At 51.1% G+C, this 19,099-nt stretch carries 19 protein-coding genes; 4 read left to right on the plus strand and 15 right to left on the minus strand.

The window, feature by feature from the left end; all coding sequences use genetic code 11:
- Positions 1-94 precede the first annotated feature (94 nt).
- A complete protein-coding gene (locus tag ACM67B_RS01950; protein ID WP_416189927.1) occupies positions 95-2,296 on the minus strand; it encodes a UvrD-helicase domain-containing protein in 2,202 nt (733 codons plus the stop codon).
- A 185-nt stretch (positions 2,297-2,481) separates the two neighbouring features.
- On the opposite strand from ACM67B_RS01950, the gene ACM67B_RS01955 reads away from it, so the two are divergent.
- Both ACM67B_RS01955 and ACM67B_RS01960 read left to right on the plus strand, forming a co-directional pair.
- A complete protein-coding gene (locus ACM67B_RS01955) occupies positions 2,482-2,670 on the plus strand; it encodes a hypothetical protein (protein WP_416189928.1) in 189 nt (62 codons plus the stop codon).
- Positions 2,660-2,869: a type II toxin-antitoxin system RelE/ParE family toxin gene (locus ACM67B_RS01960; protein ID WP_416189929.1), complete on the plus strand. Its 210-nt coding sequence runs from the start codon at positions 2,660-2,662 to the stop codon at positions 2,867-2,869. The genes ACM67B_RS01955 and ACM67B_RS01960 overlap by 11 nt, the downstream gene beginning before the upstream one ends.
- Positions 2,870-2,931: 62 nt before the next feature.
- On the opposite strand, the gene gap is transcribed toward ACM67B_RS01960, so the two are convergent.
- The 3 genes from gap to ACM67B_RS01975 all read right to left on the minus strand — a co-directional run bounded on the left by gap (position 2,932) and on the right by ACM67B_RS01975 (position 5,613).
- Positions 2,932-3,963: a type I glyceraldehyde-3-phosphate dehydrogenase gene (gap, locus tag ACM67B_RS01965; protein WP_416189930.1), complete on the minus strand. Its 1,032-nt coding sequence runs from the start codon at positions 3,961-3,963 to the stop codon at positions 2,932-2,934.
- A gap of 369 nt (positions 3,964-4,332) precedes the next feature.
- Positions 4,333-4,662, minus strand: a complete 330-nt coding sequence (locus ACM67B_RS01970) for a hypothetical protein (RefSeq protein WP_416189931.1) — start codon at positions 4,660-4,662, stop codon at positions 4,333-4,335.
- Between the two features lie 63 nt (positions 4,663-4,725).
- Positions 4,726-5,613, minus strand: a complete 888-nt coding sequence (locus tag ACM67B_RS01975) for an RnfABCDGE type electron transport complex subunit B (RefSeq protein WP_416189932.1) — start codon at positions 5,611-5,613, stop codon at positions 4,726-4,728.
- Positions 5,614-5,739: 126 nt separating this feature from the next.
- Here ACM67B_RS01975 and ACM67B_RS01980 point away from each other — a divergent pair, with 126 nt between their 5' ends.
- Positions 5,740-6,204 (plus strand): YchJ family protein, encoded by a 465-nt coding sequence (locus ACM67B_RS01980; protein ID WP_416189933.1) that lies wholly within the window; start codon positions 5,740-5,742, stop codon positions 6,202-6,204.
- 54 nt (positions 6,205-6,258) lie between these two features.
- On the opposite strand, the gene ACM67B_RS01985 is transcribed toward ACM67B_RS01980, so the two are convergent.
- The 11 genes from ACM67B_RS01985 to ACM67B_RS02035 all read right to left on the minus strand — a co-directional run bounded on the left by ACM67B_RS01985 (position 6,259) and on the right by ACM67B_RS02035 (position 16,475).
- Positions 6,259-7,017, minus strand: coding sequence for an ABC transporter ATP-binding protein (locus ACM67B_RS01985; RefSeq protein WP_100562527.1), 759 nt, complete (start codon positions 7,015-7,017; stop codon positions 6,259-6,261).
- A gap of 60 nt (positions 7,018-7,077) precedes the next feature.
- Positions 7,078-8,052 carry an iron chelate uptake ABC transporter family permease subunit gene (locus ACM67B_RS01990; RefSeq protein WP_416189934.1) on the minus strand — a complete coding sequence of 325 codons (975 nt, stop codon included), beginning with the start codon at positions 8,050-8,052 and terminating at the stop codon, positions 7,078-7,080.
- A 65-nt stretch (positions 8,053-8,117) separates the two neighbouring features.
- The gene (bioD, locus tag ACM67B_RS01995) at positions 8,118-8,759 is read right to left on the minus strand and encodes a dethiobiotin synthase (protein WP_416190493.1); all 642 of its coding nucleotides are present in this window, start codon (positions 8,757-8,759) and stop codon (positions 8,118-8,120) included.
- 64 nt (positions 8,760-8,823) lie between these two features.
- The gene (gene bioC / locus ACM67B_RS02000; protein ID WP_416189935.1) at positions 8,824-9,582 is read right to left on the minus strand and encodes a malonyl-ACP O-methyltransferase BioC; all 759 of its coding nucleotides are present in this window, start codon (positions 9,580-9,582) and stop codon (positions 8,824-8,826) included.
- Complete coding sequence (locus ACM67B_RS02005; protein ID WP_416189936.1) at positions 9,579-10,223, minus strand: DUF452 family protein; 645 nt, start codon at positions 10,221-10,223, stop codon at positions 9,579-9,581. Before ACM67B_RS02005 ends, bioC begins: the two co-directional genes overlap by 4 nt.
- Before the next feature lie 46 nt (positions 10,224-10,269).
- A complete protein-coding gene (locus ACM67B_RS02010; RefSeq protein WP_416189937.1) occupies positions 10,270-11,436 on the minus strand; it encodes an aminotransferase class I/II-fold pyridoxal phosphate-dependent enzyme in 1,167 nt (388 codons plus the stop codon).
- Positions 11,423-12,718, minus strand: a complete 1,296-nt coding sequence (gene bioA / locus ACM67B_RS02015; protein ID WP_416189938.1) for an adenosylmethionine--8-amino-7-oxononanoate transaminase — start codon at positions 12,716-12,718, stop codon at positions 11,423-11,425. Before bioA ends, ACM67B_RS02010 begins: the two co-directional genes overlap by 14 nt.
- Before the next feature lie 35 nt (positions 12,719-12,753).
- Positions 12,754-13,722, minus strand: a complete 969-nt coding sequence (locus ACM67B_RS02020) for an ABC transporter permease (protein ID WP_416189939.1) — start codon at positions 13,720-13,722, stop codon at positions 12,754-12,756.
- 418 nt (positions 13,723-14,140) lie between these two features.
- Complete coding sequence (locus tag ACM67B_RS02025; protein ID WP_416189940.1) at positions 14,141-14,491, minus strand: endonuclease domain-containing protein; 351 nt, start codon at positions 14,489-14,491, stop codon at positions 14,141-14,143.
- A 75-nt stretch (positions 14,492-14,566) separates the two neighbouring features.
- On the minus strand, positions 14,567-15,565 hold the full coding sequence (locus ACM67B_RS02030) for a siderophore ABC transporter substrate-binding protein (protein ID WP_416189941.1): 999 nt from the start codon (positions 15,563-15,565) through the stop codon (positions 14,567-14,569).
- A 205-nt stretch (positions 15,566-15,770) separates the two neighbouring features.
- Positions 15,771-16,475, minus strand: coding sequence for a hypothetical protein (locus tag ACM67B_RS02035; RefSeq protein WP_416189942.1), 705 nt, complete (start codon positions 16,473-16,475; stop codon positions 15,771-15,773).
- A 546-nt stretch (positions 16,476-17,021) separates the two neighbouring features.
- Here ACM67B_RS02035 and ACM67B_RS02040 point away from each other — a divergent pair.
- Positions 17,022-19,094 (plus strand): TonB-dependent receptor domain-containing protein, encoded by a 2,073-nt coding sequence (locus ACM67B_RS02040; protein ID WP_416189943.1) that lies wholly within the window; start codon positions 17,022-17,024, stop codon positions 19,092-19,094.
- Positions 19,095-19,099: the final 5 nt, after the last annotated feature.

Here is a 19,099-nt window from a genome sequence, read left to right on the forward strand (position 1 = left end):
CTTTTTTGTGAAAGGGTTGATTAGGTTAGAAAAGCCGTCTGAAAATTATTTCAGACGGCCTTTATCATGTCAATTCAATCAGTTCAGTACCCAATCAAACCGCTTCCAACTTCGCAAACTTCGTATCCAATTCCTTCACGCCTTCTTTGCCAAAGTTAATCGTCAACCGCGCCGACTCGCCTTTATCGACGGCATCGATAATCACGCCGGTGCCGAATTTGGCGTGGCGCACGTTTTGGCCGATGCGGAAACCCGCGTATTCCTGCGGCAGTTTGTAGTCTTCGACGACTTTGTTGCTGCGGGTGCGCGGGGCATCGGTGAAGCTGTTGAAGCTTTGTTTTTTGGCCGACAGATAATGCAATACTTCGGGCGGGATTTCTTCGACGAAGCGGGACACGATGCCGAATTGGGTTTGGCCGTGCAGCATGCGTTGTTGCGCCATGGTGATGTAGAGGCGTTTGCGTGCGCGGGTGATGGCGACGTACATCAGGCGGCGTTCTTCTTCGAGGCCGCCGCGTTCGGCGAGGCTGAGTTCGCTCGGGAAGCGGCCTTCTTCCATGCCGGTAAGGAAAACGGCGTTGAATTCCAAGCCTTTGGCGGCGTGGACGGTCATCAGTTGAATCGCGTCTTCGCCTTCGCCGGCTTGGTTTTCGCCTGATTCCAGCGCGGCGTTGCTGAGGAACGCCAACACCGGAAAGGCAGGGTGTTCGGCGGCGTTTTCCGGCAGGATTTCAAAATTGCTTTCTTCCGGCTTGAACGCCACGACGGCGTTGACCAATTCGTCTAAGTTGTCCAATCGGTCTTGGTGATCGCCTTTTTGTGTTTTGTAGAATTCGACCAAGCCGCTGTCTTGAATCACGCTGACCATGATTTCGGCCAGCGACAATTGGCCGATTTGGTTGCGCAAGTTTTCAATCAGTTGGACGAAGGCGGCGATTTTGGTGGCTTTGGCACCGGCATTGCAGGCGGCCTGCCACAGGGAAATGCCTTGTTCGTTGGAGGCCGTCTGAAGGTTTTCAATCGTGCGCGCGCCAATTCCGCGGGCGGGCACGTTAATCACGCGCAAGAGGGCGTTGTCGTCATCGGGGTTGACCGCCAAGCGTAGATAAGCCAGCGCGTGTTTGATTTCTTGGCGCTCGTAAAAGCGCAGGCCGCCGTAGATTTTATACGGCACGCCGCTGCGGAACAGGGCTTGTTCGATAACGCGTGATTGGGCATTGCTGCGGTAGAGCACGGCCATTTCCGACAGTGGCCAGCCTTCGCGTTGCAGCGATTTGGCTTCGTCGATGATGAACTGCGCTTCTTCAAAATCGCTGGGCGCGGAAAGGTAGCGGATTTTGTCGCCCAACTCAGCATCAGTGCGCAGGTTTTTGCCCAAACGCTCGTCGTTGTTTTCAATCACGGCATTGGCGGCGGCAAGGATGTTGCCTACCGAGCGGTAGTTTTGCTCGAGCTTAATCGGCGCTTCGATGGCGAACTCTTTCATCAACGCGGTCATGTTGCCGACATTCGCGCCACGGAAACGGTAAATGCTTTGGTCGTCGTCGCCCACAGCAAACACCGCCGCCTGATTACCCGCCATCAGCTTAAGCCACGCATATTGCAGCTTGTTGGTGTCTTGAAATTCGTCCACCAAAATATGGTTGAAACGGTTTTGATAATGCACGCGCAGCATTTCGTTGCTTTTGAGCATTTCATAGCTGCGCAACATGAGTTCGGCAAAATCAACCACGCCTTCACGCTGGCAGATGCGGTCGTATTCGGCATAGCATTCAATCATACGCTGGGTGTGCGGATCGGGCGCTTGCAGGGCAGACGCGCGCAGGCCGTTTTCCTTTTGCGCGTTGATAAATCCCTGTAGGCTGCGCGGCGCAATGATTTCTTCGGCAATGTTGAGCTGCTTCAACATACGTTTGATTAAGGCCAGTTGGTCGCTGCTGTCGAGAATCTGAAAAGTCGCCGGCAGATTGGCATCGCGGTGGTGCAGGCGCAAAAAGCGGTGGCACAAACCATGAAACGTACCCAACCACATCGCGCGCACGTTCACCGGAGTCATCGCCCCCAAGCGCGTCTGCATTTCTTTGGCGGCTTTGTTGGTAAACGTCACCGCCATAATGCTGTGCACACTGGCCTGACCGCTTTGCAACAGCCACGCAATACGCGTCGTCAGCACACGCGTTTTGCCGCTGCCGGCACCGGCCAACACCAAAGCCGATTGCGGCGGCCAAGTCACTGCGGCAAGCTGCTCGGGATTCAAGCCGGTTAACAAAGAAGAAGGGGATTCGCTGGGAAACATGATGAGGCCGTCTGAAAAAGATTTTGGAATGCGGTATTTTAATATAAAACGATGAAGAAGGCCGTCTGAAAACGTGTTTGCAAGTGTGTTTTAATCTTCAGACGGCCTGATGGTGTTTCTGCCTTGAATTGACAAATATGATGAAAACAGGCACGATAGAACTCAGATTTTTCAGGAGAAAACAGATGAAAAAGCTTGATCCGATTCTGTCTCAATTCGATACCCAGCAGCAGGCCGATGATTATCATGCGTGGCTTTCCGATAAGGTGGAAAAAGGCTTGAACAGCGAAACGTGGCATGAGCAGGAAGATGTATTGGCACGCGCCGCGCAACGGCGTGCAGAATTGATGGCGAATCTGAAAAATGCAGGTTAAATGGTCGCGACAGGCGGAAGATGATTTAGACCAAATCGTCCGCTATATTTTTGAATTCAATCCGGTGGCCGCGTTTGAGCTGGAAGAGCAAATTTTTAACGCTACGCGCACCCTTGCACAATTTCCCGATTCCGGCCGCTTGGGGCAGTTGTTTGGCACCAGAGAATGGGTGGTGCATCCCAAACAACGTTATCCATAATAAAATGCCGTCTGAAAAAATCTTTTCAGACGGCATTTTTTAATCAATCAAGCCAAGCTCAATTATTCAAAGTCTTTCACTTCCAAATCAAACATACGCATAGCGGTGCGCAGCATTTGGCAGCTGAAGCCCCATTCGTTGTCGTACCATGCGAATACTTTCACCATGCTGCCGTCAACGACTTTGGTCAGGGTGGCGTCGAAATTGCTGCCTTGGGTGGTGTGGTTGAAGTCCATCGATACCAGTGGCAGGGTGTTGTAGCCCAATACGCCTTTCAGACGGCCTTGTTCCGAAGCGGCTTTCATCAATTCGTTGATTTCTTCCACGCTGGTTTCGCGGCCGGCTTGGAAGCTTAAGTCAACCAAGGAAACGTTGACGGTCGGTACGCGAATGGCCAAGCCGTCGAGTTTGCCTTTCAGGTCAGGTAACACCAAGCCCACGGCTTTGGCGGCGCCGGTTTTGGTTGGAATCATGTTTTCCACACCGCTGCGGGCGCGGCGCAAGTCTTTGTGGCGCACGTCGGTAACGGTTTGGTCGTTGGTCAGGGCGTGGATGGTGGTCATCGCGCCTTTCACAATGCCAATGCTTTCATTCAACACTTTGGCCACAGGTGCCAAGCAGTTGGTAGTGCAAGAAGCGTTGGAAACAACGGTCATGTCGGCGGTCAATACATCATCGTTTACGCCGTAAACTACGGTGGCATCGACATCGGCTTCACCCGGTGCGGAAATCAATACTTTTTTCGCACCGCTTTCCAAGTGGACGTTGGCTTTGGATTTGCTGGTGAACGCGCCAGTGCATTCCATCACCAAATCAACGCCCAAGTCTTTCCAAGGAAGCTCGGCCGGATTGCGGGTGGAGAAGTAAGGGATTTTGTGGCCGTTGATAATCAAATGGGTGGCATCGTGATCGACATCGGCGTTGAAGCGGCCGTGTACGGTATCGAATTTGGTCAGGTGGGCGTTGGTTTCCAAGCTGCCGCTGGCGTTGACGGCGACGATTTCGAGCTGGTCTTGCAGGTTGTAATCGTAGATGGCGCGTAATACTTGACGGCCGATGCGGCCATAACCGTTGATGGCGACTTTAATGCCCATAGTTTGTCCTCTTTGTTGGGTGTCTGGGTTGGTGGGAAATTGTTGGGCAGGATTATAGCAGAATTTGTAGTGATATGTAATTAATATTTTATTGATTTTTGCGTAAATGAAACACTTTGATTGTTGACACTTAGTGAGTGGATTCTAAAATTTTATGGTGTAAATTGAATATTTAAGGCGAAATATGCTTTTATTTTGAAATTTTCGCGATGATGTTTTAAAAATATTAGCTTAAGACTGGAAGTATTGAATGTGAATGATGATGTATATTTATTTTAAAATGATTTTTAAGGGCAATAATCACTACATTGAAGAACAAAAGTTCAAAGGCCGTCTGAAAGAGATTACGTTCAGACGGCCTTTGAACACTTAGCTGCGGCGCAATAAAGCGGCAATCACGCTTTGGTTGTTTAAGGTGCGTTGAAACATGGCTTTGAGCGGCATCACGTCTTTATTGGCGACGACCAGCACCATGCGTCCGCTGTCGGGGTTACGCCAAGTGTCAAACCACAAACCGCAGGCGTGTGCGGCCATTTGTACGGCATGGACGGTAAATTTTGGCTCGAGTGCGCGTTGGAACAAAGCAGGATTGCGAATGAAATAATCACTTAAGCGGTTTTTCGATAAGGCATAATCGGCGCGATCGCGGTCGATGGGGTAAACGGGCAGGGGAAGCTGGTTGACAAGGTTTGGGCGCATGGTGGGCTTCTTTCTTAAATCAATAAAGGCCGTCTGAAAACACAGTTTCAGACGGCCTAAGCATTAAGATTGCTGCGCGCGCATTTGTTTGGCTTTGCGTTTGGCGGATTTTTTTGCTTCCTGTTCGGCTTTGTATTGACGCAAATAAACCAGTGCGGCGGCTTTTTCTTCTTCGTTGCCGTATTTCATGTCGCGTTGGGCGCGGCGCAATACGGCGCGTTGTTTGGCTTCTTCGACTTGTTTGGCTTTGAAGTCTTCGTGGTTGTGTGCGGTGGCCAGTTGGGTTTGCTGCTCTTGCGCTCTGGCCATGGCTTTGGCGATTAAATCCATCGGGTTAAACGCCGGTTTGGCAGCCGCTTCAACCGGTTGCACCGCTTCGGCTGCGGCTTGCAGCTTGGCTTTGGTCGCAGCTTCGCGTTCGGCCAACTTGGCTTTGCGCTCGGCGGCATCGCGGGCTTTGCGCGCTTCGTGCCATTCAAAACGGCTTTTGGCGTGTTCCGCCGCGGCAAAGCGCGCATCGCTTTCGTGTTCTGCACGGGCCAAGGGTAAAAAATCGCTTTCAATCGGCTGCATATAAATGCAATCGACCGGACACGGGGTCACACACAAGCCACAGCCGGTGCATTCGTCTTTAATCACGGTGTGCATCAATTTATGCGCCCCCATAATGGCATCGACGGGGCAGGCGCGGATGCAGGCGGTGCAGCCGATACAGACGGCCTCATCAATCCATGCCAAGGCTTTGGGCTGAATTTTGGCCGGTGCCAGCGGCGATTTGCCCAGCAGATTGGCAATATCGAGCATGACTGTTTCGCCGCCCGGTGCGCATAAATTCACCGGCGCATCGTCGCGGGCAAGGGCTTCGGCATACGGCAGGCAGCCTTCATAGCCGCACTCGCGGCATTGGGTTTGCGGCAACAAACGATTCAGACCTTGTGCTGTGGCAGTCATGGTGTTCAAATATCAAATACAAAATCGAAAGGCGGTATTTTAGCAGAAAATCGGCCTGAAAAGCTTCTACATATTGATTTTGTTATATAATTTGAGTCATTCTCATTTGAAAGCCCATATCCTGATATGCAGATTTGTCCGTGCCAATCGCAGCGCGCTTATGCCGATTGCTGCCAACCTTTTCATGCGCAACAAAAATTGCCCGCTACCGCTGAAGAGCTGATGCGCTCGCGCTACAGCGCTTATACGCTTCAAAATATTGATTATATTGTGCAAACGACTGTGCCGTCGCAGCAAAAATTATTGGATACCGCCGATATGCTGGCGTGGAGCCGCGAAACCGATTGGCAGGGTTTGGACGTGTTAAAGCATATCCCCAACATCGGCAAACACCATGCGCAGGTCGAATTTATCGCACATTTTCAGGGCGCAGGTGAAGCGCAGCATCACCATGAATTGTCGGCTTTTGTGAAGATTGACGGGCGCTGGTATTTCATCGACCCGACCGTGCCGCTGCCGACCATGAAACAGCCGTGTATTTGCGGTTCGGATAAAAAATTTAAGGCTTGCTGCGGGCAGTTTTTTAAATAAAACAAGGCCGTCTGAAACAATATCGTTCAGACGGCCTTGATTCAGTAATCCGTATCAAACGTGATGCACCACCAATTTTTTCCCTTCGTAATCCAATACGTCCACATCCATATCAAACAAATCCAAAATGTTTTCCTTGGTGAACACATCGTTCGGCGTACCTTGCATGGCGACTTGGCCGTTTTTCATCGCCACCACATAATCCGCATAAGCCGCAGCTTGGTTGATGTCGTGCAACACCACAACGGTTGTGCGCTGGTGTTCGTGGGTCAGGTGTTGCAAAAGCTGCATCAGCGAGCGGGCGTGATACATGTCGAGATTGTTTAGCGGCTCATCAAGTAATACATAATCTGTACTTTGGCAGAACACCATCGCAATCATGGCGCGCTGGCGTTGGCCGCCGGAGAGTTCGGTCAGGTAGCGGTTGGCAAATGATTCCAGCTGAAAGCGGTGTAACGCTTTTTCCACAATCGCTTTACATTCTTCAGACGGCCTGCCTTGATGATACGGATAACGCCCGAACATCAGCAAATCGCGCACGGTGATGCGGCTCATGATGCTGTTTTCTTGCGTGAGAATCGACAGGGTTTTGGCCAGCTCGGCTGTTGGGGTAGTAGTGATGTCTTGACCGTTGTAACTGATTTTGCCCTGCGTCAACGGCTGCAAACGCGCCATAAACGACAGCAGTGTCGATTTGCCCGCACCATTGGGGCCAATCAGCGCAGTAATGCCGCCTTGCGGAATATCAAGGGACACGTCATTTAAAATAAGGTTGTTGCCGATTTTGTGGCTGACATTTTGAATTTTAATCATGGATTCGGTTCGTCTGATGATTTTTTAAAACAGGATTGGGCGTTTGGTTATTCGATTAAATTAAGGCTTTTTCTTCAAAATCAAATATAAAAATACCAAGCCGCCGGCAAATTCGACTACCACGCTCAACACGGCCTGCATGCCCAAGAAATGTTCAAACAAGGTTTGGCCGCCAACCAGTAAAATGCCGGCGGTGCAAAACGTCATCGGCAGGCGCACGGCATGTTTCATGGTGGGGGCAAAATGGTTGGCCAGCGCAACGACCAACAGGCCGAAGAAGCTGACGGGGCCGACCACGGCGGTGGCGGTGGCGACCAGCGCGGCGATCCACAGCAGCAGCCACAGCGTGTTGCGCGAATAGTTGATGCCCAAATTAATCGCCTGGTCACGTCCGAGCATGTACACATCCAAGCGGTGGCGTTCGCGCCAGATAAACACTACGCTGGCCAGCAGCACCACCGCGCCGATGGTAATCAGTTGCGGATTGACGCTGTTGAACGAGGCAAAGGTGTAGGCTTGCGCCACGGCAAATTCTTCGGGGTCAATCATGCGCTGCAACAATGATGCCAAGCTGCGGAACAGAATGCCGAAAATCACGCCGATCAAAATCATGCGCGCCAAATCGCGGCCGCCCTGTTTCATCAAAGTGGCAAACAGCAGCATTGAGCCGCCCATCATCAGCACCAATTCCAGCGAAAATTTGCCCAATATCGACAGCGAGGTGAAGCCAACGCCGCCCAATACAAACACCAGCAAGGTTTGCAAAAACACATACAGCGCATCAAAACCAAGTATCGAGGGCGTGAGAATCGGGTTGTTGGTCAGCGTTTGGAACAATAAAGTGGACACGCCGACGGCATACGCCACCAGCAGCAAGGCGGCCAATTTGGTCAGGCGCAGGGGCAGGGCGAAATCCCAGTTGCCGTTGACGTTGTAGGTCAAAAACAGGGCGCAGCAGCCGATGAGCAGGGCGAAAGCCAGCCACAGCGGTTTGGTGCTGCTTGGGTGTGAAAGGGGAACAGTAGGCGCGTTCATTAAAATCGTCTAAATTTGTGGGGTTAATCGTCAATATGGGTTGAGGCCGTCTGAAACATCTCGGCCTACCATTCGGTAAACGCCAAATCCATCCATTTTGTTTGCGGAAAATGGGCGGCCAAATATGCGCGTAAATAGCGGCGCGTGTCTTCTTTAATCAGCTCGTCGCTGCATGGATAATGGTTGTAAACCACGGTATCCAAGGTGATGCCGCGCATATGGCAGGCGGCCAAACTCAACAGCGTGTGGTTGATGCTGCCGAGCTTGGCGGAAGTCACCAAAACAACGGGATAGCCTTGTCGGGCGATGTAATCCAGCGTGGTTGTGTCGTCACGATAAGGCACGGCCAAACCGCCTGCGCCTTCGAGCAAGACATAATCATAATGTGCGGCCAATTGCTCGGTGGCGGCGGTGATGCGCTGGTCGTCAATTTCCGTTTGTTCCAAAGCGGCGGCCAAATGTGGCGAACACGGATGCGCGAACACATAAGGACAAGTGGTGCCGTCGAGGTCTTCGGGCAGCCAAGTTATGCCTTGAATGCGGCGGTGTGTCTGCAAATCGGCCGATAATCCTGTGCAGCCGGTTTGCACCATTTTTTGCGTAATCACGCGGTGGCCTTGTTCGGCCAATTGTTTGGCCAATACGCCGGTGGCCACAGTTTTGCCGACATCGGTATCGATGCCGCTGATAAACAATACTTTTCCCATCATTTTCCTTTGCCCGCCGTGTGCCGCTGGTGTTTCAGACGGCCTTTTGAATACGGCGGACGGTTTATTTTTTGCGTGCGGCAATATAAAGCGGCGTGTAATCCAAACCGACCCGCCCATCCGCCAAGGCATGGTGCGCGTGATATTGCGTTTCAAAGTTGTGCAGGCGTTGTTTTGTCCACACAAAGTCGGTATCGGTGGCGGTCACACCGGTGTATTGCAGGTGGCGCAAGGCATCGCGCGGGGTGTCGAAAGCCAGCGTAATTGTGCGCTGCTCAATCGCCAAAATGTCGTAGTCGCGTTGCAACCAATCTGCCCATTCTGCCGCCGTCGGATAATGCAGGCCGCTGCCGGTCAGCGTGCGGATGGGGTGCAGATTGTCGGGCGTAAACGTGTTAAACAGCAACAGGCCGTCTGAAACCAACATCTGCGCTGTGCGTCGGATAAACGCATCAGGCTGTGCCAGCCATTGCAGCGCGGAAGCGGAAGCAATGATGTCGTAGCCGCTGCCTAAATCGATGGTTTCGGCATCACCGAAACGGTATTCCGTTTCAGACGGCCTGTTGTCTGGCCAATCCGGTGCGCAAGCGGCATTCAAATCGTTTAACACCAGCTTTGCCTGCGGGAAACGCTGCGCCAACAAGCGGCTGAATAAGCCGGTGCCGCAGCCGATTTCCAGTATTTGGTCAACACGTTCGGGCGCGTAAAGTGCCAACCATTTATCCAGCTCGCCATGAATGATTTTTTGCGCTTCGGCATGGCGGTCGTAATGCGGCGTGGCGGCAGCAAAACGCGCGGCGATGCGCTGTTTGTCGGGCATCATGTGGCCGCATCCCAACGCGGCCAATGCAGATGTGGATAATGGCCGCCGTCAAATTCGATGATGGGGCAGCGCGATTGCCAGTAGGCCGATTGGTTGGCCGCCGGAATAATGCGGTCGCGCGTGCCTATCCATGCTTCGCGCCAAGCAAGCAAATCGGTGCGGCGGTCGGCTTGCACGGCCTGATGCAGAAACAGCAATTCTTCATGCAGGCTGTCGTGGCTGCGGTGGCCGTCAAGTTGGCGGTAGTGCGCCAAGCTGTCGGCATCGGCACACATGCGCTGCTCGAATTTGGCGCGGTTGCGCTCATCGAAGCGGGCTAAGGTTTGGTCGAACACAGCGCAAGGAATGCCGTATTGGTCATCGTAGGGCAAGCCCGTGCCGTTGACGGCCCCCGCCCAATCCACGTTCACGCCCTGCATGGCACGCTCGGCAACCCAAACACCCATCGACCATGCCAACACGCCGATGCGGCGGTAGCGGTTGAAATCAAACGCTAAAGCGGTGTCGCGGTAATCGCTGCACAACAAAATATCGGCATCGGCCGGAGCGAAGGCTTCCGCCACGCTGTCGGGCGTGCCCCAGCCGGCGAAATAAACCAAAAGCGTGTCCGCATTCGGGCGGGAAATCAATCGGGTGTGCATGGTGCTTGTGTTCTTTTCATAATGTTTCAGACGGCCTGTTATGATGTTAGGTGGCCGTTGTGTTTAGGGTTTGGATAAACCCGTCTAATTCATCGTCGCTGATGTCGGCCGTGAGCGACAGCCGCACGCGCGCGCTGCCTTGCGGCACGGTTGGCGGACGAATCGGCAGGCAGTAATAGCCCTGCTGTTGCCATGTTCTCGCCTGCTTGACCGCCGCTTCATTACTGCCGAGTACACACGGAATAATGTGGCTGTGTGCTGCGGCCAACATGGGCGATGGGTAATGCGCTGCTACCGCTTCACGCAGCCGTTGGCTGAGTGCGGCCAAACGCTTCCTACGCGCTTTCATTTCGGGCAGCTGCTGGAAGATAAAATGCGTCCACGCCATATTGATTGGTGGCAGGGCGGTGGAAAAAATCAAAGTGCGCATGTGGTTGGTCAAGTATTCTTTAATCAAACCACTGCACACGGCAAACGCGCCTACTGAAGCCAATGCCTTGCCGAATGTGCCGGTGAGGATGTCGATGTCGGCCACGCAGCCCTGCATTTCTGCCAAGCCTAAGCCAGTTTCGCCGTATGCGCCGACCGCATGGGCTTCATCGACATACAGCAATACATGGTCATACCGTTTTTTCAGGCGCACCAAATGTGGTAGATCGGCCGTGTCGCCATCCATGCTGAACAGGCTTTCGGTCACGATGATGACGCAGCGGTAATCGGCGGCGCGTTGTTCGAGCAAGTGTTCAAGCTGGGCGTAATCATTGTGGCGGTAGCGCAGATAATCGGCACCGCTTAAGCGGATACCGTCAATCAGGCTGGCGTGTACCAATTTATCGGCCAAAATCAGCGTTTTTTTGTCGGCCAGCGCCGGCAGAATACCGACATTGGCATGATAGCCGCTGTTGAACAATAAAGCCGCTTCACGCTGATAACGCGTGGTCAACAGCGCTTCCAGCTCCTGATAAATTGGAAAACCGCCGGTCAGCAGCCGTGATGAAGACGACGACCACGGCAGCGCGCGGCAGGCTTCACTTGCTAAAAATTCATGCTGCAAGGCTTCATCGTGTGCCAAACCAAGATAATCGTTGGACGACAAATTCAGCAGCTTAAGGCCGTCTGAAACAATATAGCGGCCTTGTTGCGGCAAATCGGGTAGACGGCGCAAACGGTCTTGGGCTTTTAATTCGTCCAGCGCGTGTTTAAAGTGTTGCACCGTATTCCTCCGCCAAAGCAGCCAGCAGGCCGTCGGTTAATCGGGTCAATTCATCAGGCGTGATGATAAACGGCGGCATCAGATAAACCAGTCTGCCAAACGGCCGCACCCAAACACCATGCGCCACCAGCCGAGCCTGCAGCGAAGCCATATTGACCGGCGCTTTCATTTCAATCACGCCGATGGCACCCAACACGCGTACTTCAGCCACGCATGCCCATTCGGTGGCAACTGCCAAATCCTGCCGCAATTGCGCTTCAATGCGGGCAATGTGCTCTTGCCACGGGCTTTCCAGCAGCATGGCAACCGATTCGGCGGCCACGGCGCAGGCCAGCGGATTGGCCATAAAGGTTGGGCCGTGCATAAAGCAGCCCGCCGCGCCCGATGAGATGGTTTCAGCCACGTGGGTGGTGGTGATGGTGGCCGAAAGTGTGAGGTAGCCGCCCGTGAGCGCTTTGCCCAAGCAGACAATATCGGGCACGGTGTTGGCATGTTCCATCGCAAACAGTTTGCCGGTGCGGCCAAAGCCGGTGGCGATTTCATCAAACACCAGTAATACCCCATGTGCCGAACACAATTCACGCGCTTTTTGTAGGTAAACCGGCGAATAAAAATACATGCCGCCCGCGCCTTGTACAATCGGCTCCACAATCAGCGCGGCGATTTCGTGGCCGTGTGCCGCCAGCAGGTCGCGCAACGGCTCGATGGCTTCATCACGCCACGGTTCATTGAATTTGACGGCAGGTTGCGGCAGAAAATATTGCACCGGCAAGCTGCTGCCGAACAAACCGTGCATACCGGTGACCGGATCGCAAACCGACATCGCATGCCAAGTGTCGCCGTGATAGCCTGCTCGAATGGCGGCAAAACGGTTGCGCTCAGGTTGCCCGATGGCTTGCTGGTATTGCAGTGCCATTTTCATGGCCACTTCAACCGCCACCGAGCCGCTGTCGGCATAAAAAACCTTGTTCAACGAAGGCGGCAGAATGCGTAATAGTAATTCGGTCAGCTGCACCGCCGGTTCGTGGGTCAAACCGCCAAACATGATGTGGCTCATTTGTTCCAATTGCGAAGTGGCAGCTGCATTCAAACGTGGGTGATTATAGCCGTGCAGCGCCGCCCACCACGAAGACATACCGTCAACCAAGCAACGGCCGTCTGAAAGCGTGATCATCACGCCATCGGCACGCGCCACCGGATAGACCGGCAATGGCTTGGTCATGGACGTGTAAGGGTGCCAGATGTGGTGTTTGTCGATATGAAGCAGGTGATCGGTGTGCATATTCGGTATTCTTTAGTTAGGCCGTCTGAAACGTTTCAGACGGCATGGGCAGGTTTTCTCAACAATAAACCTAAGAATAACACCGTACCGACTACGCCGAAAATCACCGATACCGGAATTTCAAACGGAAACACCACCAAGCGGCCGATAATGTCGCACAGCAACACCAGCGATGCGCCCATCAAGGCCACCGCCGGCAGGCTTTGGCGCAGCTTGTCGCCCATCAGGCGGCTGATGATGTTGGGCACAACCAAGCCGATAAACGGAATATTGCCTACCGTCACCACCACCAGCGAGGTAATCAGCGCCACGATAATCAAACCCGCCCACAAAATGGTATTACGGTTTAAGCCCAAGTTCACGCTGACCGTTTCGCCCAAACCGATGATGGTGAGCTGGTCGGCAATCAGGTAGGCAAACACCGCCAATGCGCCGGTGAGCCACAGCAATTCATAACGCCCCAGCAACACCCCTGAAAAATCACCTTGCTGCCATACGGTCAGCATTTGCAGCATATCGGTTTCATACGCGATAAACACCGCTACCGATTCAATTACCCCGCCGAAAATAATCCCCACCAGCGGCACCATCAATTGCGCGGTCGGTGGCAATCGGCGGATCAGCGCCATAAACACCAGCATCCCCACCATCGCCGCTACTGCCGCTGCCGACATTTTTACCAATAGGGCGGCCGATGGCACAAACAACGCCATCAGCAGCAAACCCAAAGACGCGCTCTGGCTCGCCCCCACCATTGAGGGTTCGACAAAACGGTTGCGCATCAAAATCTGCATAATCATGCCCGCCACCGCCATCGATGCACCAGTCAACACAATCGCAAATGTGCGCGGCAAGCGGCTCACCCACATCAGCTGCATGTTGTCGGACATGTCAAACAGATTGCGCCAATCGAAACTGGCCACGCCGACCGAAAGGCTGATGAAAAACAGCACAATCAGGGTGAAAATGCTGGCTAGGTTTAAGGAAAGGGCGTTTTTGAACATGGGTTTTATTTATTCATTAAAGTGCATTTTATTTTCAGACGGCCTTGATGTATTTTTTAAAAGGCCGTCTGAAAATAAAACGCGTTATGGTTCAATAAGGTTTATTGGTAAATTTTTAGGGTTTGTGTTGCAGTAAAGTTTTCCACCCTCTCCCTAACCCTCTCCCTCGGGGAGGGAGAGGGGACGGGTTGCTGTGTGGGTCAAGTTTTGCTGTTTTTATTTAAGGCCGTCTGAAAAAAATGGACGGGCTAAGGTTCAAATAAGGTTTATTGGTAAATTTTTAGGGCTGTGTTGCGGTAAAGGTTTTTCACCCTCTCCCTAGCCCTCTCCCTCCTAGAGGGAGAGGGCTAGGGAGAGGGTGAAAACCGCCAAAGTTCAGTTTTTAAAAATAACATCCGCCCACATCTATAAAAATCCGCTAACAGCAATGCCGCAAAATCTCTTCTAAAACACTTTCCGTATGCTGCAAAACATCATGATTCCAAAAACGGACAACACGATAGCCTTGCCGATTCAAAAATTCAGTCCGAATGCGGTCGTATTCGGCTTGTTCGGCATGCTGTCCGCCATCCAATTCGATAATCAGCTTATGTTCATGACACATAAAATCAACGATATAGCCTCCGATTCGCTGCTGGCGGCGGAATTTCAATCCGTTTAACCGTTTGGCACGAAGGTGATACCACAAGCGCGTTTCCGCTTCTGTCATGTTTTGGCGTAAAAGCAATGCTGCTTCTTTTAATTTCGGATTACGTTTGCTGACAGCCATATGATTTTTCTCAATCCGATAAACGCGTTCAGACGGCCTTTGCTAATCAAAGGCCGTCTGAATAATCAAATACGCTTATTTTGCGGCATTGAAAGCATCGGTCAGCTGTTTGCTGGCGTTGAGCAATTCTTGCGCGCCGCCGGCTGCCAGATAGGTTTCAGGCACTAAATACACCACTTGGCCTTTTTTCCAAGCGTTGGTTTCGGCTACCAATGGATTATCCAACACGTCTTTCGCTGCTTGGCCTTCTTCACCGATGGCTGCACCGCGGTCTAATACAAACAACCAGTCCGGATTTTTCTCTTTTAAGTATTCAAAGGTCACCGGCTGGCCATGACTGCCTTCTTTGATGGCTTCATCTACCGCAGGTACGCCGATGTCTTTATGAATCCAGCCGCCTAAACGGGAAGTCGGGCCGAAAGCAGACATTTTGCCGCCGTTCACAATAATCACTAAGCCGTTACCTTTGCCTTCGGCTGCTTTTTTCGCCGCATCAAAAGAAGCGTCGATTTCGGCTTTCAACGCGTCTGCTTCGGCTTGTTTGCTGAAGATTTGGCCGAAAGCATCAATGCGCTCTTTCGCGCTTTCTTTCAGGTTGGCGGTATCGGCGGTCATTTCGATGGTCGGCGCAATCGCGTTCAATTGGTCGAAGGCTTTGGCGGTGCGGCTGCCGATGATGATTAATTGCGGTTTGTAGCTGTTTAAGGCTTCAAAGTTCGGCTCAAACAAGGTGCCGGCAGGTTGGGTGTTTTTCAGGTAATCGCCCAAGTATGGCAACAGGTTTTTGGTGCTTTCAATCGACATACCGGCTTGCACGCCCAATTTTTGCAGCGTATCGGCCATGCCCAAATCGTACACGGCTACGCGCTCAGGATTTTGCGGCACTTGCACATCGCCGCGCGTGGTTTTCACGGTCAGGGTTGCGCCTTCAGTTTGTGCAGCAGGTGCCGCAGAAGCCGCAGCAGCAGAAGCGCCTGAAGCAGCAGGTGCAGCCGGTTGGGCGGCTTCTTGTTTCGGGGTACATGCGCTTAAGGCCAGCGCGCAGCATACGGCCAAAGAAGTTAAACGTAACATTAAAAATCTCCAAAAAATGAATGTGTGATACGGGCAAGAGCGCCTGATTAAGCCCATGATTTGAAACCGTATCAATGATGAGAATGGTTTTCTTTTATTTTCGCACAGATTTGATGAATTTCCAAGTTTGTCATAGGTAAGTCAGCAAACTGTTGAATAGGCCGTCTGAAAGCCAATTTTGTTTTCAGACGGCCTGAAATAGACATCATTTTGCCAAAAAACGCTCATCCACCGCAAAACCGCGCGGATTATCCGGTTTGGCAACATCAAACTCGCGGAACGTGCTGTTGACTTTAGTGGCAACTGTTTTGCCATCAATCACGGCTGACGCTTCCAGCACCACACCGCCGCCGCTGCGTTCGCCCGTTTGCATATCAGGCAATTCCAAACGGCTTAATTTCAAAGACGTTTGGCCGATTTTGGCATCGTTGCCCGCAATTTGCTTGCCGCGCGGGCGAGTTTTGTCTTCTGCTTTGAAGGCTGCCGCATCAACGCCGACATCATCAATCACCGCCATATCCAGCAAACGCGCTTGGTTCAGCTGCATTTTGCCGTTTACCACCGGAATGCCGACCAATACCTTGGTGCCGCGGTGAATGGCGCGGTTGTCTCCCCAAACGGTTTGCTCGCCACGAGGCGGGCGGGCGGCGTGGTTCAGCGAATAAGCGCGGCTCATAAACATGATTTTGTAACCCGGCACGGCACGCGCGGTTTTTCCGTCGGTGATGTTGTCCAGCAATTGAGGCGCATTGCCTTGGGCGTTGCCGATAATACGGGCGGACGTATCCATCACGTTCACGGCACGACCATCAATCGAAACATCTTGCTGATGGCCGAAACCAGCGGCAACAGCGGAAACAGAAGCCGCGCCCAATGCGGCGGCGACGAATAAAGCAGTCAGAATTTTCATGAATTTCCTTTGTGTGAAAATAAAGTGTGGAAAATACTGATGGCAATGGTTTTTAATATGAGGCCGTCTGAAAAATGGTTTCAGACGGCTTTTTTATGGTTCAAGAATTGCGTACAAAATTGGTATGCTGGTGTAATGAGATAAAGATTGATGTCGCTTCTCTGCTACAGTTATTTTTTTGCTCAGTGGAGCGGAAACTGGTTTGGACTATTAAGTTTCAGCAATTCTAGAAATTTCTTTTTTTTGATATAACTATATGAAAATCATTATCTTAAATATTATTGGATTTTTAGAATGTAAATTATATCTAGAATATTTTCAAATCATCAGTGTCATATTTCAAAAGAGCCAAATTCAATTCTTATGTTAATCTTACCATAAGAATTGGTAATCATTATTATCTTCTGGTAATTATAGTAAAATACTGCTAAGATTCTTTTCAGTTGGCAAAATGTTTTGAGTAAGTGGATTGAGATTCAGGTAGTTTTGTTGTTGCCTAATTTCAGTAAATAATTCATCAAAATAGCTTTATCAAGGAGATAATTAATGAAAGATTTTAAGAAGTTGCCATTGGCTTCTGCGGTAATGTGCGCATTAGTGGCATTGCCTGTGTCGGCTGAAACCGAAGTACAGAATACAGCTGATTTGGATACAGTAGTGGTAACCGGTGACCGTCAAGGTGCTAAGGTTAAAACGAATGTGGTGAACAGCAAAGAAAAAGATGAAAGCGTAGAGACTGATTTGCGTGGTTTGTTTAAAGATGAGCCAGCAATTGGTATGGGTGCCGGTAATGGTACCACGCAGTATCTGTATATCCGTGGCATGGGTCAAAACTCGGTAGATGTAAAAGTGGACAACGGCTATTCAGATAGTCAAATCCACTACCATCAAGGCCGCCATATGTTGGATCCTGCTTTGGTAAAAATCGTTTCTGTGCAAAAAGGTGCGGGTAGTGCCTCTGCCGGTATCGGTCAAACCAATGGTGCAGTGATTGCGAAAACTTTGGATGCAGATGACTTGTTGAAAAACAGCACCAACCCTAATTTTGGTGCGCGCATTACTGCAGGTTACAACAGCAATGACGGTCATAACTATGGCGCCGCTTTGTTTGGTAAGGCTGGTTCATTTGATTACTTGCTTGCCGGTAACCGCGTTAACGAAGACGAATATAAAGGCGGTAAAAATTATGCGAATGAGTACAACGGCTCAGACCGTGTGCCTTACAGCAAATTGGATAAAACCGGTTACTTGGGCAAAATTGGCCTGAATATCAACGAAGACCACCGTGTCGCTTTGAGTCACCGTCACGAACAACACAAAGGTGAGCGATTGGTTCGTGAAGAATTTGCGGTAGGCGGCCCACGTTTGTCTTTGGATCGCCAAGCACCAGCTATGCGTAAAATGACGGTTAACCATACCAACTTGGAATGGACAGGCAAAAACTTAGGTTTTGCCGAATCAGCCAACGCAAATATTTATCGCTTGGAGCAAGGTCGTTGGTCTGCTGATGACAGTGGTAACGGTTATGCCGGCGGTCGACAAAATACCGGTGCAACTAAAGCCAAACTTGATACCATTGGCGCAAACGTAAACTTTGATTCGCACGTACATGATAATGTAGTAGTGAAATACGGTGTGAACTACCGTAATCAAGAAGTGAAACCACATCAAATTTTCCGTGAAGGTGTTCGCAATCAGGAAAAACAAGATGTAGGCGTATATGGTGAAGCCATCGTTGATATCAACGATGTCACTTTGACTGCGGGCTTGCGTTACGACCACTTCAATTTCAAAGCCATGGATGGTAAGAAAATCAGTGATGGTGCGATTAATCCAAGCGTAGGTGTGATTTGGCAAGCTATGCCGAGCTTAAGCTTCAGTGCCAGCCATAACTATGCAACCCGTAGCCCACGTATGCATGATGCACTGATGTCTCACGGTGCACGTGGTGTGGTATCGATTGCTGATGGTACCAAAGCTGAACAAGCCCGTAATACTGAAATCGGCTTTAACTACAATGATGGTACGTTTGGTTTCGAAGGCAGCTACTTCTGGCAAAATATTAAAGATGCCTTGGGTACCAACACCGGTCGTGATAACCACTTGTGTGATGGCACCAACCTGCAGTGTGCCTCTGAAATCATCAATGCTGGTCGCATTAAGAACAAAGGTTACGAGTTGGCCGCTTCTTATCGTTATGAAGGTTTGACAGCACGTTTGGGTGTGGCTCATGCAAAACCTCGTTTCTACGGTGAGAATTTGAGCTCTAATCCGGAATACGCTTCTGCTATTGGCCGCACATGGACTGCTTCTTTGGCTTACCGCTTCAACAAGCCAAACTTGGAAGTGGCTGTACATCGTCGTCAAGTTGAGAAAGTTAAACCGGAAGATAACTTCTTCACCAGCAGTGCTCAAATTACTGCAGCTAATGGAACTGGTAAAGCTTCTTACGGCGTTACCGATATTTCGGCTAACTGGAAACCTTTGAACAACGATAAGATGAATGTGAATTTTGCGGTAAACAACATTACCAATAAGAATTACATTCCACACGCTCAGCGTAGTAACTTACCAGGTGCTGGTCGTGAATATCGTATCGGTATGAATTACACGTTCTAAAAGTA

The organism is Neisseria sp. CCUG17229 (assembly GCF_047839235.1).
In the GTDB taxonomy this organism is placed as follows: Bacteria; Pseudomonadota; Gammaproteobacteria; order Burkholderiales; family Neisseriaceae; genus Neisseria; species Neisseria brasiliensis.

Coding starts and splice junctions, on each gene's coding strand:
- ACM67B_RS01950 (WP_416189927.1), bottom strand. CDS start 2,296: ATGTTTCCCAGCGAATCCCCTTCTTCTTTGTTAACCGGCTTGAATCCC.
- ACM67B_RS02005 (WP_416189936.1), bottom strand. CDS start 10,223: ATGCACACCCGATTGATTTCCCGCCCGAATGCGGACACGCTTTTGGTT.
- bioA (WP_416189938.1), bottom strand. CDS start 12,718: ATGCACACCGATCACCTGCTTCATATCGACAAACACCACATCTGGCAC.
- ACM67B_RS01975 (WP_416189932.1), bottom strand. CDS start 5,613: ATGACTGCCACAGCACAAGGTCTGAATCGTTTGTTGCCGCAAACCCAA.
- ACM67B_RS01960 (WP_416189929.1), top strand. CDS start 2,660: ATGCAGGTTAAATGGTCGCGACAGGCGGAAGATGATTTAGACCAAATC.
- bioC (WP_416189935.1), bottom strand. CDS start 9,582: ATGATGCCCGACAAACAGCGCATCGCCGCGCGTTTTGCTGCCGCCACG.
- ACM67B_RS02025 (WP_416189940.1), bottom strand. CDS start 14,491: ATGGCTGTCAGCAAACGTAATCCGAAATTAAAAGAAGCAGCATTGCTT.
- ACM67B_RS01955 (WP_416189928.1), top strand. CDS start 2,482: ATGAAAAAGCTTGATCCGATTCTGTCTCAATTCGATACCCAGCAGCAG.
- ACM67B_RS01980 (WP_416189933.1), top strand. CDS start 5,740: ATGCAGATTTGTCCGTGCCAATCGCAGCGCGCTTATGCCGATTGCTGC.
- bioD (WP_416190493.1), bottom strand. CDS start 8,759: ATGGGAAAAGTATTGTTTATCAGCGGCATCGATACCGATGTCGGCAAA.
- ACM67B_RS01985 (WP_100562527.1), bottom strand. CDS start 7,017: ATGATTAAAATTCAAAATGTCAGCCACAAAATCGGCAACAACCTTATT.
- ACM67B_RS02040 (WP_416189943.1), top strand. CDS start 17,022: ATGAAAGATTTTAAGAAGTTGCCATTGGCTTCTGCGGTAATGTGCGCA.
- ACM67B_RS01990 (WP_416189934.1), bottom strand. CDS start 8,052: ATGAACGCGCCTACTGTTCCCCTTTCACACCCAAGCAGCACCAAACCG.
- ACM67B_RS02030 (WP_416189941.1), bottom strand. CDS start 15,565: ATGTTACGTTTAACTTCTTTGGCCGTATGCTGCGCGCTGGCCTTAAGC.
- gap (WP_416189930.1), bottom strand. CDS start 3,963: ATGGGCATTAAAGTCGCCATCAACGGTTATGGCCGCATCGGCCGTCAA.
- ACM67B_RS02020 (WP_416189939.1), bottom strand. CDS start 13,722: ATGTTCAAAAACGCCCTTTCCTTAAACCTAGCCAGCATTTTCACCCTG.
- ACM67B_RS01970 (WP_416189931.1), bottom strand. CDS start 4,662: ATGCGCCCAAACCTTGTCAACCAGCTTCCCCTGCCCGTTTACCCCATC.
- ACM67B_RS02035 (WP_416189942.1), bottom strand. CDS start 16,475: ATGAAAATTCTGACTGCTTTATTCGTCGCCGCCGCATTGGGCGCGGCT.